General features: G+C 30.7%; 26 protein-coding genes. 17 read left to right on the forward strand and 9 right to left on the reverse strand.

Annotated features, from left to right (window positions below; translation table 11 throughout):
• Positions 1 to 12: 12 nt before the first annotated feature.
• From L8U98_RS00620 to L8U98_RS00630, 3 genes are read left to right on the forward strand one after another with little or no spacing between them, the layout of a single operon-like run.
• On the forward strand, positions 13 to 258 hold the full coding sequence (locus L8U98_RS00620) for a universal stress protein (RefSeq protein WP_263737833.1): 246 nt from the start codon (positions 13 to 15) through the stop codon (positions 256 to 258).
• The gene (locus tag L8U98_RS00625; protein ID WP_263737834.1) at positions 234 to 848 is read left to right on the forward strand and encodes a universal stress protein; all 615 of its coding nucleotides are present in this window, start codon (positions 234 to 236) and stop codon (positions 846 to 848) included. The genes L8U98_RS00620 and L8U98_RS00625 overlap by 25 nt, the downstream gene beginning before the upstream one ends.
• Entirely contained in the window at positions 848 to 1,537 is a 690-nt protein-coding gene (locus tag L8U98_RS00630) for an ion channel (protein ID WP_263724681.1), read from the forward strand. The genes L8U98_RS00625 and L8U98_RS00630 overlap by 1 nt, the downstream gene beginning before the upstream one ends.
• Before the next feature lie 12 nt (positions 1,538 to 1,549).
• Here the strand turns inward: L8U98_RS00630 and L8U98_RS00635 are convergent, their stop codons facing one another.
• Both L8U98_RS00635 and L8U98_RS00640 read right to left on the reverse strand, forming a co-directional pair.
• Positions 1,550 to 2,152, reverse strand: a complete 603-nt coding sequence (locus L8U98_RS00635) for a BspA family leucine-rich repeat surface protein (RefSeq protein ID WP_263706511.1) — start codon at positions 2,150 to 2,152, stop codon at positions 1,550 to 1,552.
• A gap of 126 nt (positions 2,153 to 2,278) precedes the next feature.
• Positions 2,279 to 3,316, reverse strand: coding sequence for a YeiH family protein (locus L8U98_RS00640; protein ID WP_263724680.1), 1,038 nt, complete (start codon positions 3,314 to 3,316; stop codon positions 2,279 to 2,281).
• Positions 3,317 to 3,422: 106 nt separating this feature from the next.
• Here L8U98_RS00640 and L8U98_RS00645 point away from each other — a divergent pair, with 106 nt between their 5' ends.
• Complete coding sequence (locus L8U98_RS00645) at positions 3,423 to 4,286, forward strand: LysR family transcriptional regulator (RefSeq protein WP_263724679.1); 864 nt, start codon at positions 3,423 to 3,425, stop codon at positions 4,284 to 4,286.
• On the opposite strand, the gene murD is transcribed toward L8U98_RS00645, so the two are convergent.
• Both murD and mraY read right to left on the reverse strand, forming a co-directional pair.
• On the reverse strand, positions 4,278 to 5,477 hold the full coding sequence (gene murD, locus L8U98_RS00650; protein WP_263724678.1) for a UDP-N-acetylmuramoyl-L-alanine--D-glutamate ligase: 1,200 nt from the start codon (positions 5,475 to 5,477) through the stop codon (positions 4,278 to 4,280). The two genes, L8U98_RS00645 and murD, sit on opposite strands and share 9 nt — an antisense overlap.
• Positions 5,477 to 6,535 carry a phospho-N-acetylmuramoyl-pentapeptide-transferase gene (gene mraY / locus L8U98_RS00655; protein ID WP_133319598.1) on the reverse strand — a complete coding sequence of 353 codons (1,059 nt, stop codon included), beginning with the start codon at positions 6,533 to 6,535 and terminating at the stop codon, positions 5,477 to 5,479. Before mraY ends, murD begins: the two co-directional genes overlap by 1 nt.
• 78 nt (positions 6,536 to 6,613) lie before the next feature.
• Between mraY and gpmI the strand changes: the two genes are divergently transcribed.
• Together gpmI and fabG are read left to right on the forward strand one after the other, a co-directional pair.
• A complete protein-coding gene (gene gpmI, locus L8U98_RS00660; RefSeq protein ID WP_263724677.1) occupies positions 6,614 to 8,092 on the forward strand; it encodes a 2,3-bisphosphoglycerate-independent phosphoglycerate mutase in 1,479 nt (492 codons plus the stop codon).
• A 14-nt stretch (positions 8,093 to 8,106) separates the two neighbouring features.
• Positions 8,107 to 8,850: a 3-oxoacyl-ACP reductase FabG gene (gene fabG / locus L8U98_RS00665; RefSeq protein WP_257941857.1), complete on the forward strand. Its 744-nt coding sequence runs from the start codon at positions 8,107 to 8,109 to the stop codon at positions 8,848 to 8,850.
• Positions 8,851 to 8,858: 8 nt separating this feature from the next.
• Here fabG and acpS read toward each other — a convergent pair whose 3' ends face one another.
• The 3 genes from acpS to L8U98_RS00680 form a co-directional block, all read right to left on the reverse strand.
• Positions 8,859 to 9,215 (reverse strand): holo-ACP synthase, encoded by a 357-nt coding sequence (acpS, locus tag L8U98_RS00670; RefSeq protein WP_263724675.1) that lies wholly within the window; start codon positions 9,213 to 9,215, stop codon positions 8,859 to 8,861.
• Positions 9,215 to 9,760, reverse strand: a complete 546-nt coding sequence (gene fliL / locus L8U98_RS00675) for a flagellar basal body-associated protein FliL (RefSeq protein ID WP_404842191.1) — start codon at positions 9,758 to 9,760, stop codon at positions 9,215 to 9,217. Before fliL ends, acpS begins: the two co-directional genes overlap by 1 nt.
• Before the next feature lie 64 nt (positions 9,761 to 9,824).
• Entirely contained in the window at positions 9,825 to 10,463 is a 639-nt protein-coding gene (locus L8U98_RS00680; RefSeq protein WP_257403836.1) for a transcriptional regulator, read from the reverse strand.
• Between the two features lie 245 nt (positions 10,464 to 10,708).
• On the opposite strand from L8U98_RS00680, the gene L8U98_RS00685 reads away from it, so the two are divergent.
• The 4 genes from L8U98_RS00685 to L8U98_RS00700 are packed head-to-tail and all read left to right on the forward strand — an operon-like array spanning position 10,709 to position 15,451.
• On the forward strand, positions 10,709 to 12,133 hold the full coding sequence (locus tag L8U98_RS00685) for a catalase (protein ID WP_263724674.1): 1,425 nt from the start codon (positions 10,709 to 10,711) through the stop codon (positions 12,131 to 12,133).
• 52 nt (positions 12,134 to 12,185) lie between these two features.
• Positions 12,186 to 12,656: an ankyrin repeat domain-containing protein gene (locus tag L8U98_RS00690; protein ID WP_263658635.1), complete on the forward strand. Its 471-nt coding sequence runs from the start codon at positions 12,186 to 12,188 to the stop codon at positions 12,654 to 12,656.
• Between the two features lie 60 nt (positions 12,657 to 12,716).
• Positions 12,717 to 14,120: an argininosuccinate lyase gene (gene argH / locus L8U98_RS00695; RefSeq protein ID WP_263724673.1), complete on the forward strand. Its 1,404-nt coding sequence runs from the start codon at positions 12,717 to 12,719 to the stop codon at positions 14,118 to 14,120.
• Positions 14,120 to 15,451: an anaerobic C4-dicarboxylate transporter family protein gene (locus L8U98_RS00700; protein WP_263724672.1), complete on the forward strand. Its 1,332-nt coding sequence runs from the start codon at positions 14,120 to 14,122 to the stop codon at positions 15,449 to 15,451. Before argH ends, L8U98_RS00700 begins: the two co-directional genes overlap by 1 nt.
• 1 nt (position 15,452) lies before the next feature.
• On the opposite strand, the gene L8U98_RS00705 is transcribed toward L8U98_RS00700, so the two are convergent.
• Positions 15,453 to 16,127: a YheO-like PAS sensor domain-containing protein gene (locus L8U98_RS00705; protein ID WP_039617503.1), complete on the reverse strand. Its 675-nt coding sequence runs from the start codon at positions 16,125 to 16,127 to the stop codon at positions 15,453 to 15,455.
• A gap of 137 nt (positions 16,128 to 16,264) precedes the next feature.
• On the opposite strand from L8U98_RS00705, the gene L8U98_RS00710 reads away from it, so the two are divergent.
• From L8U98_RS00710 to feoB, 7 genes are all read left to right on the forward strand, one after another.
• Positions 16,265 to 16,627 carry a Rid family detoxifying hydrolase gene (locus L8U98_RS00710; RefSeq protein ID WP_044598311.1) on the forward strand — a complete coding sequence of 121 codons (363 nt, stop codon included), beginning with the start codon at positions 16,265 to 16,267 and terminating at the stop codon, positions 16,625 to 16,627.
• Positions 16,628 to 16,630: 3 nt separating this feature from the next.
• Entirely contained in the window at positions 16,631 to 18,070 is a 1,440-nt protein-coding gene (gene dcuC, locus L8U98_RS00715; protein WP_263724671.1) for a C4-dicarboxylate transporter DcuC, read from the forward strand.
• A 13-nt stretch (positions 18,071 to 18,083) separates the two neighbouring features.
• Complete coding sequence (locus L8U98_RS00720; RefSeq protein ID WP_263724670.1) at positions 18,084 to 19,253, forward strand: trans-sulfuration enzyme family protein; 1,170 nt, start codon at positions 18,084 to 18,086, stop codon at positions 19,251 to 19,253.
• A 3-nt stretch (positions 19,254 to 19,256) separates the two neighbouring features.
• Positions 19,257 to 20,621 (forward strand): adenylosuccinate lyase, encoded by a 1,365-nt coding sequence (gene purB, locus L8U98_RS00725; RefSeq protein ID WP_263724669.1) that lies wholly within the window; start codon positions 19,257 to 19,259, stop codon positions 20,619 to 20,621.
• A 6-nt stretch (positions 20,622 to 20,627) separates the two neighbouring features.
• Complete coding sequence (locus tag L8U98_RS00730) at positions 20,628 to 21,968, forward strand: MmgE/PrpD family protein (protein ID WP_263724668.1); 1,341 nt, start codon at positions 20,628 to 20,630, stop codon at positions 21,966 to 21,968.
• A 93-nt stretch (positions 21,969 to 22,061) separates the two neighbouring features.
• Positions 22,062 to 22,289: a FeoA family protein gene (locus tag L8U98_RS00735; RefSeq protein WP_039625344.1), complete on the forward strand. Its 228-nt coding sequence runs from the start codon at positions 22,062 to 22,064 to the stop codon at positions 22,287 to 22,289.
• On the forward strand, positions 22,289 to 24,313 hold the full coding sequence (gene feoB, locus L8U98_RS00740) for a ferrous iron transport protein B (protein WP_263724667.1): 2,025 nt from the start codon (positions 22,289 to 22,291) through the stop codon (positions 24,311 to 24,313). The genes L8U98_RS00735 and feoB overlap by 1 nt, the downstream gene beginning before the upstream one ends.
• A gap of 15 nt (positions 24,314 to 24,328) precedes the next feature.
• Here the strand turns inward: feoB and tenA are convergent, their stop codons facing one another.
• Positions 24,329 to 24,994, reverse strand: coding sequence for a thiaminase II (gene tenA / locus L8U98_RS00745; RefSeq protein ID WP_263724666.1), 666 nt, complete (start codon positions 24,992 to 24,994; stop codon positions 24,329 to 24,331).
• Between the last annotated feature and the right edge of the window lie 132 nt (positions 24,995 to 25,126).

Consider the following 25,126-nt stretch of genomic DNA (forward strand, 5'->3'; position numbering starts at 1 on the left):
AAAGGATATTAAATGGAAAAAATTCTAGTTTGTGTGGATGTTTTAGAGCCTTGTAGGGAAAGTTTGCATTATGGGGTGTATTTAGCTAAAAAGCTAGATTTACCTTTAATGTTTTTATATACCATAGAACCAAATTTTACTAATGCTGAATTAGCTTGTAGTTTTGGCATAGGCGCTAGTGGATGTGTGATTGAAGATTTGGTAGAAGAGCAAAGTCAAAAAAATGAAAATCTTTGCAAAAAGGGCAAAGAATTTTAGAAGAATTTTGTGCTTACGCAAAAGAACAAGGCGTAAAAGAATGCTTTAGTGTGCAAAGAGATGGAGATTTGGAAGAGGTTTTAAAAGAATACAATGATCAAATAAGATTAGCCATAGCAGGTTTAAAAGGCGGAGGTAAGAAAAATAAAATAGGTATTCATACAGAAGAATTAGTAAGAGCTTTAAATGTGCCTATTTTGCTTGTAAATTCTGCTTTTAAAGAGATTAAAAGTGTGATGATGGCTTATGATGGGAGTAATTTAGCTAAAAAGGCCATAGAACAAGCCATTAAAAGACCTATTTTTAAAGAAGCAAAACGTTATATAGTAAATGTATCTAAAGATGAAAAAGCTTCTTGTGAATTATTAGCTCAAGTAAGTCAAATTTTTAAAGAAGCAAATTTAAATGTACAAACTCAGCATTTAAGTGGAGAGATTACTCAAGCTTTATTTGATTTTGGTGAGCAAAATGATATAGATTTATTGATTATGGGGGCTTATTCACATCACTGGTTAAAAAGTATTTTATTTGGTAGTTTGACAAATGATATTCTAACTAAGGCTAAAAAACCTTTATTGCTGATTCGCTAATGTTGCACCATAGACTTTTAAATCATTATATTAGCATTTATCACAAAAGTACCAAACGATTTCTTTTTGTTTGGACTTTGCTTGCTATGGTGCCTTTGTTTTGTAGTTTTTTATTTGATGAGCTTGCTATTTATGCAACAGGTAAAATTACTTCTGAAATTTTATTTTTAATTTTAAATATTATTCCTATTATGGTGGCTGTAGCATTGATGGTTTTTTTGCTTATTAGTATTTGGGCTGCTTTTAGTGGAAAGATTAATATTAAAGAAAAATTTTTTATTATTTTATATGCTTATGTTTTGATATGGTTTGCGTATGGGAATTTGTATTATTTTTCTTGTGATGTAGATAATTACAATAGAATGTTAATTGCTACTCAAAAAAATGAAAGTCTAGACATTATAAATTTACAAGAAAAAGTTATAGAAGTGCAATTTCAAACACCTATAAGAGGAATTCATAATTTTTGGTCTTTAAATGATGAGTTAAAACCTCAAATTCAAAATAGAATAAAAGGTTTGGTTGATTGTTATTATTTTAGTGGAGTTACTATGCTAACGATAGGCTTTGGTGATGTAACGCCAGTTAGTTCTTTGTTAAGATTATTTAGCGTATTTCAAGGATTTTTAGGGCAAGTTATTGTTGTGATTGCTATGGGGCTTTGGATTAATCAAGTAGGTAAGCAATAGCTTACCTTGTGATTAATGTTTTATAGCATATTTATTTTGTATTTCTTCATGTCCTAGTATTTTTTGGATATTGCAATTTTTATCAATATCTAATTTTTTAACATCATAGTGAAAATTAGTACAATTGTGCAATAAAAACGCCATTGTTTTAGCATTATGTACATCCCATCTTGATAAATCTTGATCAAATTGTTTGCAATTTTCAAACATATGTGCCATTGTAATGGCATTATGCACATCCCAATTTTCTACTTTATGATTAAATTTAAGACAATTACAAAACATATATTTAGTATCTTTAACATTTGACATATTCCAAGAAGATAAGTCTTGATCAAAAGATTCACAATCAAAAAACATTCCTTCCATGTTTTCAACATTTCTAACATTCCATTTAGAAATATCATGATTAAAGCTTTTGCAGCAATAAAACATATAAGACATATCTTTAACATTTGATACATCCCATTTTTCTATACCATCAAAGTTAGTCCTAGTGGAATAGTAGAATAAATAAGACATATCCGTAATTAAGCTTACATCGATTTCATCTAAGGCAATAAGCTCTTCTCTAACAAGAGCAACTAATTCACATTTAGTTTTAGGCGTAAACATGTTAGCTCCTTTTTGGATGTTTATTACAATATAATTGTAATATTATTTAAATATAAAGTAGTAAAAATAAATATTAAATTAATAAAAAAGTATAAAATACTATAATATGTTTCATTATGAAACATATTATAAATTTAATAGGAAAATTAAGCTAATTGATATAAAGATTAACCATATAAAAAGCAACAATGCCATTAAAAATGGTTTAAAACCTGCATTTTTTAAAACATTTTTATGGATATTCACTCCCAAAGCTACCATAGCCATAGAAAGCAAAAGTGTGTCTATGGTTTGTATGCTTGGTTTTATATAATTAAGCGCAAAATCTGTATTTAATATTTCAAGTGAGCTAATACCACAAGCAAGTAAAAACCACAAAGCAAAATAAGGAATATTTGCTTTAATGGAAATTTTTTCATTATTTTTGTTTAGAAATTTCAATGAAAAAAGACCTAAGAAAATCAAAAAAGGCACTAGCATTAAAACACGCATCATTTTTTCTATGACAGCACCATCTCCTGCTTGCACAGCTTCACCTGCTGCAACAGCATGTGCAACTTCATGCAAGCTTGCTCCCATGAAATACCCCATTTGCTTTAAACTAAAAAAATCAAACCAGCCTAAATTCCAAGCCAAAGGATATAAAAACATCCCCAAAGTTCCAAACACAACCACAGTGCAAACTGCCACGCCAACTTTAGCAGAGCCACCTTTAACAATGCTTTCACTAGCCATCACAGCAGCTGCTCCACAAATGCTTGAGCCACTACTTATAAGTATGCTTTCTTTAAGATCAAGTTTAAATAATTTTCCCAGTAAAAGTCCCATAAAAAAGGTAGAAAATACCACTAAAAATGCTAGCAAAATCCCATTTAATCCAACTTTTTCTAAATCATTAAAAGTAATTCTAAAACCATAAAGTATAATCCCAAGTCTTAAAATTTCTTTTGTTGCTATGCCTAAAACTCCTGATTTTTTGAGTAAATTTGCATTTTGATGAGCTAAATTTCCTATTAAAGCTCCTAAAATCACGGCTATGATTAAAGCTGAAATTCCAAGATTTTTAAAAAAATTAAGCTCAGAAATAGCAAAAGCACAAAAAGCAAGAGTAAAAAGCAGTAAAAAAGCTTCAAATTTTCTATGTTTATATATATTTTTATGCATGAAATTTTCCTTTTTTTGTTTTTTGTAATATTAATGATTTTTTTATGATAAGTAAAATTAATTTTATTTGATATAATGATTAAAAATATTTATCAAAAGAGTGCTTATGACTTTTAAACAAATAAAATATTTTCAAGCCTTGTGTAGAAATTTAAATTTAAGAGCTTGTGCTAAAGAATTAAATATAACCCAATCTGCTTTGTCTTTAGCTATATTTGAACTTGAAAAAAGTTTAAACACCAAGCTTTTTGATAGAAATGCTAAATTTTTAAGCTTAAATGAAAAAGGAAAGGTTTTTTTAAAACAAATCACTCCTTTAATTTTAGAATTTGAGCGCATAGAAAAAGCAATGCAAGATGATCAAAGCTATGAAATAAGTATGAAAGTGAGTCAAAATGTAGGCACTTATTTACTAGGATCTTTTTTAGATCAAAAGGCAGAAAATATCAAGTTAAATTTGTCCTTGGATAATAGCCAAAATATCATCAAAGATATTTTAGATAAAGAAATCGATATAGGTTTGATTGAAGGGATTTGCAAAGATAAGGATATAAAAAAGATTAAAATTTGTGATGATGAGCTTATTGTGGTGAGTAAAAATGACTTTAAAAAAGAATTTTTCATAGATGAGTTAAAGGATTTTAAATGGCTAAGTCGTGAGCAAGGTTCAGGTGCAAAAGAAGTATTTTTAAGTGCTTTACCTAAAGATGTAAAGCTTAATTTAGTTTATGAGCTAAACTCAACTGCTATGATAAAAGAGTTAGTTAAAAAAGGTGATTTTTTAGCAGTTTTACCTAAATTTAGCGTCAAAGAAGAGCTTGAAGCTAAAAGCTTATTTGAAGTGAGATTAAAAAATTTTAAAATTTCAAGAGAGCTTTGCTTGATTTATCATAAAAATAAAGAGCCAAGCAAGAAATTTATAAATTTATGTGAGTTTTTAAAACTTTGCATTCAAAAAGATTTAGTTTAGTTCTTGAATGCATTTTTTAAAAAGCTCCCCTCTTTCTTCATAGGATTTAAACTGATCTAAGCTCGCACAAGCAGGGCTTAGTAGGGCTACTTCATCATTAGTTAAGTTTTGATTGATTTTTTCTACTGCTTTAGGTAAAAACTCGCAAAAATGTGCTTTTAAATTAGCATTTTTAGCATATTCAAGCATTTTATTAGTGCTTTTTCCTATGGCATAAAGCTCTATATTAAGCTCTTTCATAAAAGTAAATAAAGCACTTAAATCCACTCCCTTATCATCCCCACCTATGATAAGATGAATTTTTTTATCCTTATAGCGTTTAAGAGCAGCTAAACTAGCATCCAGATTAGTCGCTTTAGTATCATTTACCCAAAGTCTATTTTTATGATCAAATATTTCTTCAAGTTTATTTTTTTCTATTTTAAACTCGTTTAAAAGCTCATAAGAACAACGATCTAGTATGATTTTTTCTATACTTAAGGCAATAAGTGCATCAAGTAAAAATGGAGTTTTAAAATGAATTTTTTCTAAGTCAATTTGCATTTTTTTAGCTAAATCGTGCTCATCTTCATAGCTTATAATATAAGCATGGGTTGGATAAGCTTCATATTTTTTAGGTAAAATTACCACATCATTTTCATTCATTCTTTCAAGCACACTAAGCTTTGCTCGCTCATAATTTTCAAAGCTTTTGTGCCAAGAAAGATGATCAGGTGTGATAGGTAAAAGTGCATAAATTTCAGGTTTAGCTATTTTGGTGTAAAAAAGTGAAAAAGATGAGCTTTCTAAAATCCATAATTTAGCATTAGCATCCATTTGTGCTAAAGGAGTTCCTATGTTTGCTCCCATTTGTGCATTGATGTGTTTTAAAAGATGGTGTGTCATTTGAGTGGCGGTGGTTTTGCCATTTGTTCCACTTATCCAAACGCTTTTTGGCATGCCATCATAAAAAAAATCATACTCGCTGCTTAAATTTCTTGCTTGCTGTATGAGAGAATGATCACTTGGAAAACCAGGGCTTGGAATTTCTAAGTCACTTTTTAAAGGATCAAATTCACAAGGTGGTAAAAGTGTATTGTTAAATTCATCCTTACTTATACTTGTAAAATGATCATCATAAATATCGCAATTTCCAAAACGCTGTGCAAAAGCTTTAGTTGTTTTTCCGTATCCAAAAAGTGAAATTTTCATTATCTTAACTTTATACTAATTAATGCAATAATATTTGCAAGTAAGGCTATCATCCAAAAACGCACAATGATTTTATTTTCCACCCAACCTATTTTTTCAAAATGATGATGAATGGGTGCCATTTTAAAAACTCTTTTGTTAAAAATTTTAAAACTTCCTACTTGTAAAATCACTGAAATAGTTTCTAAAACAAATACAAAACCTATAAGCAAAAGCAAAATTTCATTTTTACTTACTATACCAAGATAGCCTAAAAATGCCCCTATGCTTAAACTCCCACTATCTCCCATAAAAACTTGTGCAGGATAGCAGTTATACCACAAAAATCCCATAAGCGCACCAACTAAAGCCGCGCTTATTACCACAAGTTCTCCTAGGCCTTGAATTTTAGGTAAAAATAAATAAGAGCTATAAATAGCATTTCCGCTTAAATACAAAAAAGCACCAAGGCTTAAAAGAGAAAATATAGAAGGCACAGTTGCAAGCCCATCAAGTCCATCGGTTAAATTCACAGCATTAGAACTTGATACAATGACTAAAATCCATAAAAACAACATAAACATACCACCATCAAAAATAGCATGTTTGTAAAAAGGTAAATAAAATTCAGTATTTATATCAAATAAATATAATAATCCAACACAAATAAAAGCAGCACTAAATTGTCCTAGAAGCTTCATTTTTGGGCTTAGCCCTGCGTGATTGTCTTTTTTTAAAATCTTACCCAAATCATCTACTAAGCCTATAGTGCAAAATAATACCAAACATAATAATCCAACAATTACAAAACTATTATTTAAATCAGCACTTAAAACACTTGCTATGATAGTAGCAAAGATAAAAACAAGCCCACCCATGGTAGGGGTGTGAGATTTAGCTTGGTGTGATTGTGGAGCGTATTCATAAATAGGTTGATTTGCTTTTTTATTTTGAGCCCATTTGATAAATTTTGGCATTAAATACAAACTCAAAAACAAAGCGATAAAAAATGCAAAACCAGCACGCACGCTAATATAAGAAAAAAACATATAATTTGTATATTCTGTAAGATAAAGCAAAATTTTAACCTTGTATTTGTTTTTTAAAAGCATAATTTTAGTAAAATCACATAAATAAATTATAAAAAAGAGTAAAAAATGAGTCAAAAATGTATTTTGATAATCACAGATGGTATAGGACATAATACAAATTCAAACTATAATGCTTTTTTTCATGCTAAAAAGCCAACTTATGATAAGCTTTTTGAAAATACCCCTAATGTTTTGATAAAAACAAGCGGTTTAGCAGTTGGCCTACCTGAAGGTCAAATGGGTAATAGCGAAGTAGGGCATATGTGTATAGGTAGTGGACGCATAATCTATCAAAATTTAGTCAAGATAAATAAAGCCATAGAATATGACACTTTAAAAGATAATAAGGCTTTGAAAGATTTATTGCAAAAATGCAAAAGAGTGCATATTATAGGGCTTTATAGTGATGGTGGGGTGCATTCTATGCATACACATTTTAATGCGCTTTTAAAAATTTGTAAGCAAGAAAATAAAGAAGTTTTTGCGCATGCAATTAGTGATGGTAGGGATTGCCCTCCAAATTCAGGTTTAGAATTTATAAAATCTTTACAAGAATTTTGCGAAAAAGAAGGGGTTAACTTTGCTTCTTTATCGGGAAGATTTTATGCTATGGATAGAGATAAGCGTTATGATAGGGTTAAGTCTTATTATGATGCTTTATTTGCTAAGGCACCAAAGTGTGATGATTTTGTGCAATTTATACAAAAAAGCTATGATGAAAATATTACAGATGAGTTTTTAACCCCAGTTATTAGTCAAAACTTTGATGGAATTAAGGCTGAAGATGGTGTGATTTTTATCAATTTTAGAAATGATAGAATGCGTCAATTAGTTGCCTCTTTAACCCAAGAAAGTTTTAATGAATTTCCAAAAGAAGTACTTGTAAAAAATGCTATTACTATGAGTTTGTATGATGAGAGTTTTAAACTGCCTGTGATGTTTGAAAAAGAAGAATTAAATAATACCTTAGCTTCTGTGATAGCTAATGCAAATTTAAGCCAACTTCACACAGCTGAAACAGAAAAATACGCTCATGTAACCTTTTTCTTTAATGGGGGAAAAGAAGAATTAGAGTGTAATGAAACAAGAGTTTTAATCCCAAGTCCTAAGGTAAAAACATACGATGAAAAACCTCAAATGAGCGCTAAAGAAGTCGCAGATGAAGTGATTAAGGGTATAGAAAATGGTATGGATTTTATCGTAGTAAATTTTGCAAATGGTGATATGGTAGGACATACGGGTGATTTTGAAGCTGCAGTTAGTGCGGTTGAATGTGTGGATGAGTGTTTGGGTAGGGTTATTGCTAAAGCAAGAGAGCATGATTATGCTTTTATTATTACTTCAGATCACGGAAATTGTGAAGCAATGAGGGATGAAAATGAAAATATGCTCACTAACCACACAACCTTTGATGTTTTTGCTTTTGTAGAAGCTAAAGGAGTAGAAAAGCTTAAAGAAGGCATGGGGCTTAGTAATATAGCACCAAGCGTGCTTAAAATTTTAAACTTACCTATCCCAAAAGAAATGGATGAGGCTTTATTTTAATTTAAAGGAGAACAATGAAATTTAGTGGAAAAAATGTTTTAATAACAGGTGCAAGTAAAGGTATAGGTGCAGCAATAGCTAAAGAATTAGCAAGTCATGGTTTAAAAGTTTGGATTAATTATAGAAGTAAACCTGAACTTGCTGATGCGTTAAAAGAAGAGATAGAAAAAAGTGGTGGCACTGCAGCTGTGATTAAATTTGATGCAAGTGTTGAAGAAGAATTTACAAGCGCTATTGCAACTATAGTAGAAAGTGATGGTGAGCTTAGTTACTTAGTTAATAATGCAGGTATTACTAATGATAAACTAGCGCTTAGAATGAGCATGGATGATTTTTCTTCAGTGATTAATGCTAATTTAAATTCAAGCTTTTTAGGTTGTAGAGAGGCATTAAAAACTATGAGTAAAAAGCGTTTTGGCGCGGTTGTAAATATCGCTTCTATAGTTGGAGAAATGGGAAATGCAGGCCAAACTAATTATAGTGCTAGCAAAGGCGGTATGATAGCACTAACAAAATCTTTTGCTAAAGAAGGCGCAGCAAGAAATATAAGATATAACTGTATTACCCCAGGTTTCATAAAAAGTGATATGACTGAAGTTTTAAGTGATGAAATAAAACAAAATTATATTAATAATATCCCTTTAAAGCGTTTTGCAGATGCAAGCGAGGTAGCTCAAGCTGTGGCGTTTTTATTAAGCGATCATTCTTCTTATATCACAGGAGAAATTTTAAAAGTCAACGGTGGGCTTTATATGTAAGCAAGGTTTTAACCTTGCTTGGTTTCTATAGTCACTACTGCTACAGCAAAACCCCCATCATGTGCTACGCTTACACTTGCTGATTTGATTTTAAATTCTTGCATGACTTTTTGAGAAAAACTAATATGTGGAGCATTTTTATCATCTTTAGAGATGATGATGTCAAAAAAAGAACATTCTTTAGAAATTCCAACCCCCAAAGCCTTAGAAGCAGCTTCTTTAATAGCCCAAAATCCTGCTAGAGTGTTGGTATTTTTTATATAACTTTGCTCTTGCTTGGATAAAAATTTATCCAAGAAAAGCGTTTTATGTCTTTCATAAATTTTTTCTATGCGAGAGCATACGACTATGTCACAGCCTATCATTAAGATACTACAAAGTCAGTAAAATAAATATTTTTGATAAAACCATCAGTTAAAACCTCATTGATTTTACCAGTTAATTCATCTTTTAATCTTTCTTTACCCTTTGTGGTGCTTACTTCTTCAAAGGTTTTTGAAGTTAAAGTTCTAATGATAATATCTCTAATAATAGCAACTTTTTTATCAAGTTCTGGGGTTAGGGTTTCAACATTTTGTTCAAGTTGAATGGTGCATTTTACATATCTTGATCCACCATCACTTAATAAATTTAGTGTAAAAGGTGCTAAAGGATACATCACCCCAATATTTGCATAATCACTCCCTCTAGCTGCTACTGCATTTGTTTTCTTAGGAGCTTGTGCAACTTGTGCGCTTTCTTCAGCTTGTGGAGCAGGATTTTCTTCAGAACCACCGCTAAACATTAAATAAGCAATCGCTCCTACAATCACAAGTAAAAATACAAATAAAAATACAACGATAATAATTACTAAAGTATTGCCACCTTTTTTCTTTGATTCGCCTTGTTCATCCATCATATCATCAGCCATATTTTTCCTTTTATTAAATTTAAAGTGTTATTGTATCAAAAATTACAATTTTTTTAAATTATGATTATTTAATCTTTTGTAAATGTCTATAAACACTAGGTTCAGAAATACCTAAAAGTTCAGCAACCTTAGGAATAACACCTTTTACATTAAACACACCTTTTTCATATAAACTAGCTATCATTTTTTGCTTTTCTTTTGGTTTTAAGCTTTTATTTTTAAAACTTTCTATATCCATACCCGAAATATCTTCGACAATTTCTTCTAAATCAAGTTTAATATATTCTTTATTTTCTTGCTCAGGGTTTTCATAAGCATTATCATAAATATTTCCAAGATTTAAAATTTCATCAGAGATTTTTTTAAACGCTGAGGTATCATGATTAATACAAAGCAAACCTTCGAGTTTTTCATCTTTTTTAATAAAAAAAGTAGAGCCTGACATTGCTTGTGAGCTTTTAGCTGAAGTTTTATAATGTGTTATATAATCACGCTCTAAATAGATTTTATTTTTAATCATTTCAATGGCAAAACCAGTTAGAGGTGAGTTTATAGTTCTTTTGCTAATATGGTTATTAGCAATTTCTGCTATATTGGCTCCATCTTCGCTTACATCGTGCAAGACTATTTCATAATTTCTACCCAAGGCTTCTGCAAGAAATTTAACTAATTTAATATAATAAGTTCTTGTTTCTTTATCCATAAGCTCTCCTTTTTTTTATTAATTTTGTAGTAAAAATATTTAAAATAAGAATGCTTATTCTTATTTTTTAACAATTTTATTACAAAATAAAAATATTTATGCTTAAAAAAAGATTATTTTTTTAAAAATAAGAATTTTATAATCATTTTTTAAATAATGATAATTTTTATCGTTTAATTTTATTTTAATAATATAGGAATATAATTTATCAAATAATAAAAATTATTATTTAAAAAGGAGACACAATGAAAAAACTAACAAATGATTTTGGAAATATCATAGCTGATAATCAAAATTCACTAAGTGCGGGTGCTAAAGGTCCACTTTTAATGCAAGATTATATTTTGCTTGAAAAACTTGCTCATCAAAATAGAGAAAGAATTCCAGAAAGAACAGTACATGCAAAAGGAAGTGGTGCTTATGGAGAACTTAAAATTACTAAAGATATTTCTCAATATACTAAAGCAAAAGTTTTACAGCTTGGAGAAAATACACCTTTATTTATAAGATTTTCAACCGTTGCAGGTGAAGCAGGTGCAGCTGATGCTGAAAGAGATGTAAGAGGTTTTGCGATTAAATTTTATACCAAAGAAGGAAATTGGGATTTAGTAGGTAATAATACTCCGACATTTTTTATAAGAGATGCGTATAAATTTCCTGATTTTATCCATACTCAAAAAAGAGATCCAAGAACTCATTTAAGAAGTAATAATGCTGCATGGGATTTTTGGAGCCTTTGTCCTGAAAGCTTACATCAAGTTACTATTTTAATGAGCGATAGGGGAATTCCTGCAAGTTATCGTCATATGCATGGTTTTGGAAGTCACACTTATAGTTTAATTAATGATAAAAATGAAAGATTTTGGGTGAAATTTCATTTTAAAACCAAGCAAGGTATTAAAAATTTAACTAACGAAGAAGCGGCGAATTTAATAGCAAATGATAGAGAAAGTCATCAAAGAGATTTATATGAGGCTATTGAAAAAGGAGATTTTCCAAAATGGACTTTCCAAATTCAAGTTTTAAAAGAAGATGAAGCAGAAAAACTATGGTTTAATCCTTTTGATTTAACTAAAGTTTGGCCACATAGCATTGCACCTTTGATTGAAGTGGGTGAGATGGTATTAAATAAAAATGTACAAAATTATTTCAACGAAGTAGAACAAGCTGCATTTAGCCCAAGCAATATCATTCCTGGTATTGGTTTTAGTCTTGATAAAATGTTGCAAGCTAGAATCTTTTCTTATCCTGATGCACACAGATATCGCATAGGAACAAATTATCATTTATTGCCAGTTAATCGTGCAAAAAGTGAAGTAAATACTTATAATGTAGCAGGTGCTATGAATTTTGACACTTATAAAAATGGCGCAGCTTACTATGAACCAAATAGTTATGATGATAGTCCAAAAGAAGATAAAAGCTATCTTGAGCCTGACTTAGCACTTGAAGGTAGTGCGCAAAGATATACTCCACTTGATGATGATTTTTACACCCAACCAAGAGCCTTGTTTGATATAATGAACCAAGATCAAAAAGAGCAATTATTTAAAAATATTGCTACTTCTATGAGCGGGGTTGATGAAAAAATTATTGCTAGAGCATTAAGTCATTTTGAAAAAATTTCAAGTGAATATGCAAATGGCGTTAAAAAAGCTTTGAAAATGTAATTTTTACTTGCCACTTTAAAAGTGGCAAACTAAAGATTATAAAAGGAAAAATATGTTTAGCAATGAAGAAGAAAAAAGAATTCAAGAACTTTGTACTATGGCTTTTGATTACGCAAGAAAAAATGATTTGCAAAATTTAAAGATTATGATAGAAGCAGGTTTGAGTGTGAATTTAAAAAATCACAAAGGCGATAGTCTCTTAATGCTTGCAAGTTATCACAATGCTTATGAATGTGCTAAGTTTTTACTAGAAAATAATGCTAGAGTAGATGAGAAAAATGACAGAGGGCAAACTCCATTAGCAGGGGTGTGTTTTAAAGGGTATTTACCTATGTGTAAGCTTTTGGTAGAATATGGGGCAAATATTGATGAAAACAACGGTCTTGGTATGACACCTTTTACTTTTGCACTAATGTTTGGACATAGAGATATAGTAGAGTTTTTAACAAAGCATTCTAAAAAAAGTTTTCTTAAAAAAATAGCTTTTGCTGTGTTAAAAATTTTTAAAAGAAAGAAAAGTTAAACTCTTTGAAAAAATAAAAATTATAAAATTATCCTTTTATTTGTAAATAGAAGGATAAATATGTCACAAAAAGCAGAGAAATTATGGGGTGGACGTTTCGATTTACCTACAAATAAATTAGTTGAAGAATACACCGCTTCATTATTAGTTGAGCCAAGACTTGCTTCTTTTGATATACAAGGAAGTATAATTCATTGTACTATGCTTGCAAAACAAGGTATTATAAAAGAAGATGAAGCAAAAACTATCATCAAGGGTTTAGAACAAGTTAGAGAAGAAATTCAAAATGGAACCTTTGTTTTTGATATAGCTGATGAGGATATTCATATGGCTGTAGAAAAAAGAATGACACAAATTGTAGGTCCAGTAGGTGGAAAGCTTCATACTGCAAGAAGTAGAAATGATCAAACTACGCTTGATTCAAAAATGCATATGAGAGCCGTTATAAAAGAAATTTTAAATCAAATTATTGCTTTGCAAGAAGAAATTATAAATCAAGCTCAAAAAAATATCAAAGCTATTATGCCAGGTTATACACATTTACAAACCGGTCAACCGGTGCTTTTTTCACATTGGATCATGGCGTATTTTTGGATGTTAAGTAGGGATTATTCTCGTTTTGAAGATTTATATAAAAGAATGGATGAGTGTCCTTTAGGAGCAGCTGCGCTTGGTGGAACCACATTTAATATAGACAGACATTTTTGTGCCAAAGAATTAGGTTTTGCAAAACCAACAGAAAATAGCATTGATAGCGTTAGTGATAGAGATCATATGGTTGAATTTACTTCTGTGGCTGCAATGTGCTTTATGCATCTTAGTCGTTTTTGTGAAGAGCTTATACTTTTTTCAAGTCAAGATTTTAAATTTATAGAATTAAGTGACGATTTTTGCACAGGCTCAAGCATAATGCCTCAAAAGAAAAATCCTGATGTAGCTGAAAAAATGCGTGGTAAGACAGGTAGAATGTATGGTAATGTTATGGCAATGCTAACTATTATGAAAGGTATTCCACTAGCTTATAATACTGATATGAGTGAAGATAAGGCTCAAGTTTATGATTCTATGGATACTTTAATGGCAAGTTTGAAAATCATAACTCCTATGATAGAAAAAATGCAAGTAAATGCTAATAATACAAGAGCAGCTGCTGCAAAAGGCTTTTCAAATGCTACGGATATGGCTGATTATTTAGTAAGAAAAAATATACCATTTAGAGAAGCTCATAGTATAGTTGGCGGGGCTGTGAATTATTGTATTAAACATGGAAAAATGCTTGAAGAACTTAGCATGGAGGAATTTCATCAATTTAATGAAAATATCCAAGAAGATATTTATGAGGCAATTGCTTTAGAAACTTGTATAGACGCAAGAGTATCTTATGGTGGTACAGGAACTAAAGTAGTATTAGAGCAAATTAAACATGCAAAAGAGCTTTTGGAGCAATATAAGGCACAAGATTAATGGATGTTATTTTTATATTAGAATTTTTCATCATTTTTTCTATGATAGCCATAGGTGGTAGATATGGTGGTATAGGACTTGGGGTTGCAGGTGGGCTTGGTATGTGCATTTTGGTTTTGGTCTTTGGTATGCAACCAGCTTCACTTCCTGTGAGTGTTGTGTTTATTATACTTGCTGTGATTACTTGTGTGAGTGTTTTGCAAAGCGCAGGTGGGCTTGATTTACTAGTAAAAATAGCAGAGAAAATTCTAAAGAAAAAACCTCAAGCTATTGTTTTTATGGGACCTTTGATTAGCTCTGCTTTTACGATTTTTTGTGGTACCACTTATGTGGCTTTTTCTATTTATCCAGTGATTGCTGAAGTGGCAGCTGATGCTAAAATTCGTCCCGAAAGAGCGCTTTCAGTTTCAGTTGTAGCAGCAGGCATTGGTGTTATAGCTTCACCTATGAGTGCAGCTACTGCTGCTATGGTGGCTGTTTTAGCTTTTAGTGGTACAACAATAATGCAAATTCTAATAGTAAGTTTACCAGCCTTTTTTATAGGTGTGTTTCTTGCTTGTTTGAGTGTTTTAAAAAGAGGAAAAGAGCTTGAGCAAGATGAGGAATTTCAAAAAAGAGTAAGAGCGGGAGAATATCATTTTTTAAGTGAAGATTTGCAAAACAAAGACAGCGAACATGATCCTATGGCTAAAAGGTCTTTGTATATTTTTGCTTTAGGGATTTTAACTATTATTTTCTTTGGAACTTTTACAAATTTATTGCCTCATTATGAGCTTGCAAATGGTAAAATAGAAAGACTTTCTACTCCAAATTTAATCCAAATGATCATGCTTGCAACGGCTTGTTTGATTATGCTTTTTGCTAAAGTTCCTGCTAATAAGCTTGGTGAAGCTTCGGTATTTAGATCAGGACTTATAGGAGTTGTAGGGGTTTTTGGTATAGCTTGGATGACAGGAACATTTTTTGAAGCTTATAAGCCTTTATTTAGTGATTCTTTATCGCATATTGTAGAGGATTATCCGTATTTATTTGGGGTGGCTTTATTTGCCTTTTCTATGGTGATTTTTTCTCCTTCAGCAACAGTGGCTGCTTTGATGCCTTTGGGTGTGAGTTTGGGAATTCCTCCTCAAATTCTTATTGTGCTTTATCCTTGTGTGAGCGGAGATTTTATAGTCCCAGGAGCTAATCAAATAGCATGTGTAGCTTTTGATAGAACAGGCACAACAAAAATAGGTAAATTTGTGATCAATCACTCTTATTTAAGACCAGGTTTTGTTTTGATTATTAGTGCAACTATTGCAGGTTATTTCATCTCTAAGCTTGTATTTTAGCTTAGAGATTGTTTTTAAGTTTTTGTAAATACCTATAAACACTAGGTTCTGATATATTAAGTGACTTAGCAACTATAGGTATGCTTCCTTTAATGTTAAAAATTCCTTTTGAATGAAGCTTTTTAATAATTTCATCTTTTTGCTCAGTGCTTAAGCTATATCCTGAATTTAAATATTTTAAGTCTATGTTTTCAGCTAAAATATCTTCTATAGAATGACTAAGTGTTTCTATATTACTCACATTATGCAAATTTACATTGTTTTGATTATGAATATCTAACAAATCACTAAAATCATTGATTTTTTCAAGTTCTATGATTTTACTAATAGCATTTCTAAGCTCTGTGGTATCGTGATTTATACATAAAATTCCCACGATTTTATTTTGATTTTTAATGAAAAAAGTTGATCCAGTAACAATCTTAGACTTTCCAACCTTTGCTTTATAATCACATAAAAAATCTTTATTTAAATACTCTTTTTCTTGTACAAGCTCACTTGCAAAAGAGGTTAGTGGAGAATTAATGGTTCTTCCACTAATGTGGTTATTTGCAATGGCTGCAATATATGAACCCTCAGGTGCAATCACATGAAAAACTATTTCATATTGATCCCCAAGCACCTGTCCTAAAAATTGAGTGAGTTTGATAAATAATTCTTTTTGTTGCTCATCCATGATCTAGACCTTTTTGTTGTTTTTTGTTATTTTACATAATATTTTCATCAAAGTTGTTAATAATTATAACAATAAAAAAAATTATTATTATGATGATAATATTATATTATGATTTCATTTAAACACAAGGAGTATACATGGCAAATTATCCAAAAGCTATAGGACCATATTCAGCTTATAGAGAAGCTAATGGTTTGTTATTTATTTCAGGACAACTTCCTATTAATCCACAAAGTGGAAACATAGAAAGTGAAGATGTAAAAGAACAAACAAGACAATCATTGTTAAATATCAAGGCTATATTAGAAGAAAATAATCTTTATTTTAATAATGTAGTTAAAACGACTTGCTTTTTAGCAAATATTGATGATTTTTTAGCTTTCAATGAGGTTTATTCTGAATTTTTCGCAGCTCCATATCCTGCAAGAAGTGCTTTTGCGGTAAAAGATCTTCCTAAAGGAGCAAAAGTGGAGATAGAGGTTATTGCTCATAAAGGATAGAGCATGTTGGGTTTATTTTTTGCAGGATGTTCTGTATTTTTACTTGTATTTATGCTCTATAAAAAAATCAACGCCCATATGGCGTTGCTTTTAAGTGGTTTATTCTTGCTAGCTTTAGCAGGAATTTTTGGACTTTCTCCTATCATTAGTGAAAAGCAATCTTTGCATTTAGGATTTTTTGATATTTTCCAAGTTGTTAATACAAATATGTCAAGCACTCTAGCAGGGCTTGGGCTTACTTTAATGTGTATAGCAGGATTTTCTGCTTATATGGATCATGTGGGCGCAAGTTATGCTTTATTTAAAGTGTTTGAAAGACCTTTAAAGGCAGTAAAATCACCTTATGTTCTATTGCTAGTTTCATATTTTGTAATCCAGTTTTTAGTGCTTTTTATACCTTCACATGCAGGTTTGGCGCTTTTGCTTATGGTTACAATGTATCCTATTTTAGTGCGCTCAGGCGTTTCTAAGCTTTCTGCGCTTTCAATTATCGCTATTTGTCAATACATTGACCATGGCCCAGGCAGTGGTAATGTGATTATGGCCTCAGAAAAAGCCAAAATTGACCCTGCAATTTATTTTGTTCATTACCAACTCCCTACAACTGTACCTATTATTATTGCTGTGGGTATTGCGATTTATTTTTGCTCAAAATATTTTGATAAAAAAGAAAATTTTGTTTTTAATCGTGATGAGATAGAAAAAGAGTTATCAGAAAATGATAGCAAAAAAGAAGAGGTGAAAAAACCACCTAGAATCTATGCGATTTTACCTATTATACCTTTAGTGTTAATTTTGGGTTTTAGTAGTGTTTTAGATAGCATTATGGTATTAATGGGATTTACTACTATGGAAGATGTTAAAGCAGCTTCATCTACTGCAATTAGAATGAATGTGCCAGTTGCTATGATGATTTCAACTTTTATAGCAATTATTTTTGAAATCATTCGTTATAAAAGTTTAATTGATACTTTAAATTCTATCATGGTATTTTTCAAAGGTATGGGACATTTGTTTGTAATTACAGTTTCTTTGATCGTTTGTGGCCAAGTTTTTGCAAGTGGCCTTTTATCGGTTGGTTTTGTAGATACTTTAATAGATTTTGCAAAAGATGCAGGTTTTGGAGTGCTTGCTATTATTATAGCAGTTTCTATTTTACTTGCTGTGTGCGCATTTTTAATGGGTTCAGGAAATGCAGCATTTTTCTCTTTTGCGCCACTTATCCCAAATATAGCAAAATCTTTTGGAGTTGAAACTATAACTATGATAGCACCTATCCAAATCATGACAGGTTTTGGTAGATGTGTTTCGCCTATCGCACCTGCTATTTTGGCAATTTCAGCTATGGCTAAAGTAAATCCATTACAAGTTGTAAAAAGAACAGCCATTCCTATGCTTGTAGCTGCTATTGTTAATGTGATTATGACTTATATTTATCTATAAAAAGGAGTACAAAATGAATAACAAAACTAAATTAATCCACCTAGGAAGAGGCGATCAAAACGCCGAAGTAAGATCAGTTAATCCAACCTTAATGCGTGCATCAACTATACTTTTTAAAGATCATGCAACTTGGCAAAAATACCGCGAGCTAAGAAAAACAGATCGTGTTTTAAGTTATGGTGCTAGAGGAACAGCAACTAATTTTGAACTTGAAAAACTAATTTGTGCGCTTGAAGGAGGCCATAGAGCGCAACTTTTCCCAACAGGACTTGCAGCGCTAGCTATGGTGCTTTTAAATTATGCTAGCAAAGATGCTCATTTTTTAATCACTGATGCTATTTATGGACCTGTTAGAACAATTTGTGATTTATTTTTAACTAAAATGGGTGTAGAAATTGACTTTTTAAAAGCTGATGCTTCCGATGTAGAAGAAAAAATTAAACCAAACACAAAATTAATCCTTTGTGAAAGCCCAGGTTCTATACTTTATGAAATCATAGATTTGCCAAAACTTTGTGAAATTGCACACAAACATAACATACCAGTAGCGATTGATAATACTTATTCAAGTGGGTATTTTTTAAATCCGCTTGAGCTTGGAGTAGATATTTCAGTAATTGCAGCGACTAAGTACTTAAGTGGGCATTCAGATGTTACTATGGGTATAGTAGTAATTAATGAAAAAGAATGGAAAAATTTTGACAAATTACCAGAAGCTTTAGGATTTACTACAAGTCCTGATGATGCTTATTTGGTGCTTCGTGGTATGAGAACTTTAGATGTAAGAATGAAAGCTCATGAAAAAAGTGCAGATGAGGTAGTAGAGTTTTTACAAAGTAGAAAAGAAGTTAAAATAATTTTTTATCCAAAATTAAAAACTCATCCAAACCACGAAGTTTTTATGCGCGATCATAAAGGTGCTAATGGTATGGTAACGATTGAATTTGCAGATGGTATTTCAAAAGAACAAGCCATTGAGTTTGTAGATAATTTAGAGTATTTTTCAATCGGTGCAAGCTGGGGTGGATATGAGAGTTTAGCTACTGTTACTACTCCACCAAGAACGGCAACAGATTGGAGTGCTAGAGGGCCTTTTGTGAGATTTCATATAGGTCTTGAAGATAGTAAGGATTTGATTGCTGATTTAAAACAAGCATTTGAAAAAATAAATTTTAAAGGATAAAACATGGGTGTGAGTGTATTTGATATGAGGTTGCTTCAAGATTCTTGGAGTACCCCTGCAATGAGAGCTATTTTTAGTGAAGAAAATAGAATTCAAAAATGGCTTGATGTAGAAGCTGCCCTAGCAAAAGCTCAAGCAAAACTTGGCATTATCCCTAATGAAGCAGCTATAGAAATAGCTAAAAAAGCGCATTATAAATTTATGGATATGGATTTTATTTTTGCTGAGTTTAAAAAGACCAAACACCCTTTAGTACCTACTGTGCGTGGTTTAGAAAAAGCTTGTGAAAATGGTCTTGGTGAATATGTACATTTTGGTGTAACAACACAAGATATCATTGACACAGGCTTAGTTTTACAATTTAAAGAAGCTATGGCTTTAATCAAGCAAGATTTAAAAGATATAGCTAAAAATTTAGCAAAAATCGCAAAAGAGCATAAAAACACTGCGATGATGGGAAGAACCTTAGCTTTACAAGCTTTACCTATAACTTTTGGACACAAAGTTGCAATTTGGCTTAGTGAGCTTAATCGCCATTATGAAAGAATTATCGAACTTGAAAAAAGATTATATGTAGGATTAATCGTAGGTGCAGTGGGAACTAAAGCAAGTTTAAGTGACAAGGCTAATGAAGTAGAAAAACTTACTTTAGAAAGCTTAGGTTTAGAAGTTCCTGATATCTCATGGCAACCAGCAAGAGATCGTTTCATTGAGCTTGGCTATGTTTTAGGTAATATCAATGCAACCTTTAACAAAATCGCACATCAACTTTTAATCTTAGCTCATAATGAAATTGATGAAATTGCTGAGCCTTTTGGAAAAGGTCAAGTAGGAAGTTCTACTATGCCTCATAAAAGAAATCCTGCAGTAAGTGAAAACGCAGTGACTGTGAGTAATGCCCTAAGAGCTAATATTGCAATTTTAAGCGATATAGAAAGACATGAGCATGAAAGAGATGGCCAAGTTTGGAAAATGGAATGGAAGCTTTTGCCAGAAGCGTTTTTAATGCTTTCAGTGGTATTAGCAAATATGAAATTTGTCTTTGATGATTTAGAAGTTAAAAAAGACAAAATGCTAAAAAATCTTGATACGCTTAATGGTTTTGTACTAGCAGAACGCGTGATGTTTGCTTTGAGTGATCGTTATGGTAAGCAACATGCACATGAAATTGTTTATGAAAATGCCATGAGAGGCATAGAAAATCATAAAACTTTCAAAGAAGTTTTACTTGAAGATGAGCGTGTGAGTAAGGTTTTAAGTGAAAAAGATATTGATGTTTTAATGGATGCTACAACTTATGTAGGTTATGCACCAAAATTAGTTGATGAGTTCTTAGAAAAAATTGCTAATGCACCAATTCTAAAGTAGGAAAAAATGTATTTAAGTGAAAAACTAGCCGAATTTATCGTAAATTTAGACTATGAAGCTATTCCTAGTAAAGTAAAGCAAAGGGCAAAAGAGCTTATGCTTGATGCACTAGGAACAGCCCTAGCTGCTAAAAATGAAGCTTGTGTTTTAAATGCAACTAAGGCTTTTGAAGCTTTAAGCGTAAATCCTAGTAAAAAAATTTGGAGCGGGGATAAAAAGCTTGATGTAATTTATGCTGCGATGGTAAATGCTATTGCAGCGCATGCCCTTGATTTTGATGATACTCATACTGAAGCTATTTTGCACGCTAGTGCTATTTTAACTCCGCTTTGTTTAACTTATGGATTTAGCGTAAGTAAAGATGGGAAAAAAGTTTTAAAAGCTTTTATAGTTGGTTGGGAAATTGCTGCTAGAGTGGGTATAGCAAGCAAAGGAAGTTTCCATAAACGCGGCTTTCATACTACAGCTATAGCAGGAATTTTTGGTAGTGTAGCTGCAAGTTGTGTTTTGCTTGATTTAAACAAAGAACAAATCATTAATGCTCTAGGTTTAGCAGGAAGTTTTGCAAGTGGGGTAAATGAGTTTTTATCTAATGGTTCTAATTCTAAAGTTTTACACATAGCTAATGCTTTGAAAAATGGAATTTTAGTAGCAAATTTCGTAAAAGCTAATATGAGTGGTCCTTTGAGTATATTTGAAGGAAGGGATAATATTTTTAGAACTTTTGGCTTAGAAGATGAGTGTGATAAAAATGAACTTTGTAAGGGCTTGAATGAAATTTGGCAAGTAATGCAAGTTTCGTTAAAACCTTATCCAAGTTGTCATTTTGCACATGGGCTTATTGATTGTGCTATGAGCTTAAGGAATGATGGCTTAAAAGCACAAGATATCAAAAGTTTGCATTGTTTTGTAGATGAGGTGCCAATTTCATTTATCTGTGATCCAATAGAAGCAAAATATACTCCACAAAGTGCTTATGCTGCCAAATTTTCCATGCCTTTTTTAATGGCTTTGGCATTTTTTGATGGTAAGATCACTTTAAAATCTTATGAAAATTTAAATAGAGCTGAACTAATAGAATTTGCTAAAAAAATTAGCTATGAAAAGAAAAAATCTAGTGGTTTCCCTAAATACTTTCCAGGACATTTAGAAGCTGTTTTAAATGATGGAAGAGTAATTAAAAAAGATGTACTGATTAATAAAGGAAATTTTGATAATCCTTTAAGTTTTGATGAATTAAAAGATAAATTTCTTTCTAATGCTAGCATAGCACTTTCTTTAGAAAAGGCTGAGGAATTAGTCAAAAAGCTTCAAAATTTAGAAAATCTAAATGATTTTGATTTCTAGCAATCTCATTTTTTGAGATTGCTTATTATTTTAAAAAATAAATTAATTTAATTTTTTATATAATGTTTTATCTTAGTTTTTGTAAGGAAAAACATGACTTTAGATACATTAAAAGATAATGAAGAAGCTATTATAGTAGGTTTTGAAGCAGATAAACAACTCCAAGCAAGACTTTTTAGTTTTGGTTTTGCAAAAAACAAAAAAGTTAAAAAAATTCGCTCTTCTATAGCAAATTCTACTATCATGGTAGAACTTGATACAACTTGCGTGATTTTACGCTCAAGTGAAGCAAAAATAATACAAATTTCAAAAGAGTTTTAATGAAAAAAATCATCATTGCTTTAGTAGGTCAGCCAAATGTTGGTAAAAGTTTATTAATTAACGCACTTTGTAAAGCTAATATGAAAGTTGGAAATTTTAGCGGTGTTACGGTTGAAAAGGCTGAGGCTAGATTAATTTATAAAAATTATGAGTTTAAATTTATAGATTTACCAGGAACTTATGCATTAGATGGTTATAGCGAAGAAGAAAAAATTACAAAAGAATTTTTAAAAAAAGGTGAATTTGATCTTGTAGTAAATGTGCTTGATTCTACAAATTTAGAGCGTAATTTGATTTTGAGTGCATCTTTAATAGAAGCTAAAATCAAAATGATTATGGCTTTAAATATGCAAGATGAAGCTAAAAATGAAGGTTTTAGTATAGATTTTAAAATTTTATCCCAACTTCTAAATACACCTTGTCTTGGCGTGTGTGCTAAAACTAAAGAAAATCTAAATGCACTTTTGGATTTAATCATTTCAACTCATGAAGCTAAATTTGAAGTCAAAGAGCGTGTTTATAGTGATATTATAGAAGAAGAACTTGCAAAAATAAGTGAATTTTTAAATCAAAATGAAATTACATATTTAGATTTTTCTACAAAAGATTTAGCACTTGCTTTGCTTAAAAATGAAGCTAATATAGTCATTTCATACACTTTGAGAAAAATACTTGATGAAGCTTTAGAAAAAATTTATATGGCATATCATAGCAAAGATATAGAAAGTATTTTTAAAGAAGAACTAATTGCTTTTGCAAATGGTATATGTGCTAAGGTTTTAAGTAAGGGTGCTAAGTATAAAAATCATACCAAAGAAATAGATTCTATTTTAATCAATAAATTTTTAGGAATTCCTATATTTTTGTTTTTTATGTGGGCTTTATTTCAACTAACCTTTACTTTGGGTCAAATCCCTATGGATTATATAGAAATGTTTTTTACTAACTTAGGTGATATGGTAAAAAATAATATTAGCAATGAATTTATCGCTTCAGCCTTAGCTGATGGTGTTTTAGGTGGGGTTGGTGCGGTTATAACTTTTTTACCAAATATTATGATTTTATTTTTTGGTATAGCCTTGCTTGAAACAACTGGATATATGGCTAGGGTTGCATTTTTATTAGATGGAATTTTATACAAATTTGGCTTACATGGTAAAAGTTTCATCCCTTTAATCACGGGTTTTGGTTGCTCAGTGCCTGCATTTATGGCTACAAGAACTTTAAAAAATAAAAAAGATAGACTATTAACTCTTTTTATTATTAATTTTATGAGTTGTGGCGCAAGACTTCCTGTATATGTGCTTTTTGTTGGAGTGTTTTTTCCTGCTGATGTGGCGGGAAATTATCTTTTTGGGATTTATATTTTGGGCGCGTTTTTGGGTTTGATTGCAGCTAAGATTTTAAGAATGAGTGCCTTTAGAGGACAAGATGAACCATTCGTAATGGAAATGCCAAAATATAGAATGCCAAATTGGAATTTGGTATGGTTTATGGTGTTTAATAAAGCCAAAATGTATTTAAAAAAAGCAGGAACATTTATTTTGATAGCTTCTTTGCTTATTTGGTTTGCGAGTAATTTTCCTGCACAAGAAAATAATACTCAAGATGCCTTAACTCAAGAACTTCAGATAGAGAATAGTTATCTTGGACAATTTGGTAAAGCAATAGAACCTATTTTTGCACCACTTGGCTTTGATTGGAAGCTTAGTGTATCTTTGGTAAGTGGTTTAGCTGCTAAAGAAGTGATGATTTCTACTATGGGTGTGCTTTATTCTTTAGGTGATGAAGTTGATGAAACAAGTTTAAATTTACAAGAAGCTATAAAAGAAAACATCCCTTTTAATACAGCAGTAGCTTTTATACTTTTTGTTATGATTTATAATCCTTGTTTTGCAGCAACTATAGTTTTTGCTAAAGAAGCGGGAAATAAAAAATATGCATGGTATCTTTTTATATTTACATCTTTATGTGCGTATTTGGTTGCTTTTGTAGGGATTAATATTGCTAAATTGATAATTTAATCATCTTTATGATGATTAAATTTCCATTTTTTGCTTTAAAGAGTGTTGCCAAAAGGCTGTTTCAAGCCTTATGGTAGTATAAAAAATTTCGTTTAACTTTTTAAATTTTTCTTCGCTAATACTATTTGCATAAGAATTAAAAAAGTCTTTAAATTCTTTAATTTCATCTTGAAATTCTTTACCCGCATAAGTTAAAATCCACTCTTTGTAAGGATGATTTTCTAAACTTTTTTCATCAAGTCCTTTATAAATTTCTTCTCCTATGTATGCATAACCTATAGCACAAGCACTCAAAGCACATAGCATATCTAAATAATCTCCATTTTGCCCCACACTTAGTAAATATCTTGTATAAGCAATATTAGTTAAACTTTCATCTTTATAGTCCAGTTTTTCTACATCAATACCTAGCTTTAAAATACTTCTATGAAGTTCTAATTCTCCTTCTAAAGTGTAGTTTTGATTTTTAATGGCAAATTGAATTTCTTTAGCATTATTTGCATTTAAAGCAAGCAGGGCATAGCATTTTGCGTAATTGTTTAAAAAGATATAATCTTGTTTTAGATAAAATAAAAATACATCTTTTTCTAAAGTGCCATTTTGAAGTTTTTTTACAAATTCATGATGGATGTATTGATCCCAAGTTTTTTTATTTTCTTTTATAAGTCTATCTAAAAGCATTAATTTCCTTTGTTAAAAATTAAGCTTTTATTTAAACACAGATAATTAAATTTTTCGTAATAATCTTTAATTTTTAACTTTTTAAACAAGAAATTTATTTTTTTATTGTAAAATGTGGTTTAATTTTTTAAA

Origin of the sequence: Campylobacter sp. RKI_CA19_01128 (assembly GCF_025771175.1) — a bacterium.
Lineage (GTDB): Bacteria > Campylobacterota > Campylobacteria > Campylobacterales > Campylobacteraceae > Campylobacter_D.

Coding starts and splice junctions, on each gene's coding strand:
- L8U98_RS00710 (WP_044598311.1), top strand. CDS start 16,265: ATGGCAAATTATCCAAAAGCTATAGGACCATATTCAGCTTATAGAGAA.
- murD (WP_263724678.1), bottom strand. CDS start 5,477: ATGAAAATTTCACTTTTTGGATACGGAAAAACAACTAAAGCTTTTGCA.
- L8U98_RS00685 (WP_263724674.1), top strand. CDS start 10,709: ATGAAAAAACTAACAAATGATTTTGGAAATATCATAGCTGATAATCAA.
- argH (WP_263724673.1), top strand. CDS start 12,717: ATGTCACAAAAAGCAGAGAAATTATGGGGTGGACGTTTCGATTTACCT.
- L8U98_RS00735 (WP_039625344.1), top strand. CDS start 22,062: ATGACTTTAGATACATTAAAAGATAATGAAGAAGCTATTATAGTAGGT.
- L8U98_RS00640 (WP_263724680.1), bottom strand. CDS start 3,316: ATGCATAAAAATATATATAAACATAGAAAATTTGAAGCTTTTTTACTG.
- gpmI (WP_263724677.1), top strand. CDS start 6,614: ATGAGTCAAAAATGTATTTTGATAATCACAGATGGTATAGGACATAAT.
- feoB (WP_263724667.1), top strand. CDS start 22,289: ATGAAAAAAATCATCATTGCTTTAGTAGGTCAGCCAAATGTTGGTAAA.
- L8U98_RS00705 (WP_039617503.1), bottom strand. CDS start 16,127: ATGGATGAGCAACAAAAAGAATTATTTATCAAACTCACTCAATTTTTA.
- L8U98_RS00730 (WP_263724668.1), top strand. CDS start 20,628: ATGTATTTAAGTGAAAAACTAGCCGAATTTATCGTAAATTTAGACTAT.
- L8U98_RS00620 (WP_263737833.1), top strand. CDS start 13: ATGGAAAAAATTCTAGTTTGTGTGGATGTTTTAGAGCCTTGTAGGGAA.
- L8U98_RS00680 (WP_257403836.1), bottom strand. CDS start 10,463: ATGGATAAAGAAACAAGAACTTATTATATTAAATTAGTTAAATTTCTT.
- tenA (WP_263724666.1), bottom strand. CDS start 24,994: ATGCTTTTAGATAGACTTATAAAAGAAAATAAAAAAACTTGGGATCAA.
- L8U98_RS00720 (WP_263724670.1), top strand. CDS start 18,084: ATGAATAACAAAACTAAATTAATCCACCTAGGAAGAGGCGATCAAAAC.
- purB (WP_263724669.1), top strand. CDS start 19,257: ATGGGTGTGAGTGTATTTGATATGAGGTTGCTTCAAGATTCTTGGAGT.
- fliL (WP_404842191.1), bottom strand. CDS start 9,760: ATGGCTGATGATATGATGGATGAACAAGGCGAATCAAAGAAAAAAGGT.
- dcuC (WP_263724671.1), top strand. CDS start 16,631: ATGTTGGGTTTATTTTTTGCAGGATGTTCTGTATTTTTACTTGTATTT.
- L8U98_RS00690 (WP_263658635.1), top strand. CDS start 12,186: ATGTTTAGCAATGAAGAAGAAAAAAGAATTCAAGAACTTTGTACTATG.
- L8U98_RS00700 (WP_263724672.1), top strand. CDS start 14,120: ATGGATGTTATTTTTATATTAGAATTTTTCATCATTTTTTCTATGATA.
- fabG (WP_257941857.1), top strand. CDS start 8,107: ATGAAATTTAGTGGAAAAAATGTTTTAATAACAGGTGCAAGTAAAGGT.
- L8U98_RS00635 (WP_263706511.1), bottom strand. CDS start 2,152: ATGTTTACGCCTAAAACTAAATGTGAATTAGTTGCTCTTGTTAGAGAA.
- L8U98_RS00630 (WP_263724681.1), top strand. CDS start 848: ATGTTGCACCATAGACTTTTAAATCATTATATTAGCATTTATCACAAA.
- acpS (WP_263724675.1), bottom strand. CDS start 9,215: ATGATAGGCTGTGACATAGTCGTATGCTCTCGCATAGAAAAAATTTAT.
- L8U98_RS00645 (WP_263724679.1), top strand. CDS start 3,423: ATGACTTTTAAACAAATAAAATATTTTCAAGCCTTGTGTAGAAATTTA.